Origin of the sequence: Streptococcus suis, from assembly GCF_002960445.1 — a bacterium.
Classification (GTDB): Bacteria; Bacillota; Bacilli; order Lactobacillales; family Streptococcaceae; genus Streptococcus; species Streptococcus hyiners.
Map to the genome: position 1 here is coordinate 1 of NZ_POJD01000432.1, position 281 is coordinate 281.

Sequence of the window (281 nt, forward strand, 5' to 3'; positions counted from 1 at the left end):
GACTCAAACTGTGACCAACCAGCGGCTACTTTTTCCGACCCATCTCCCCGACATCCTCGCTTGGACCAAGGAGGAGCATGCAGCATATTTGGCTACTACTTTAGGAGAGATAGCAGAGCTGGGACGACCGATTTTGGTCTTGTTTACATCGATTTCTATGCTCTTGCAGGTGTCGGATTTGTTAGAAGACAATAACATTCCCCACCTAGCCCAGCACAAGCATGGACAGGAAATGACTCTCAAACGCAAATTTGAACGAGGGGAATGCCAAATTTTACTCG

1 pseudogene is annotated in these 281 nt (G+C 47.7%); it reads left to right on the plus strand.

Going from position 1 to position 281, the window contains the following annotated elements:
- Nucleotides 1-281, plus strand: a pseudogene (locus C1G53_RS12405) (bifunctional DnaQ family exonuclease/ATP-dependent helicase); the annotation flags it as partial.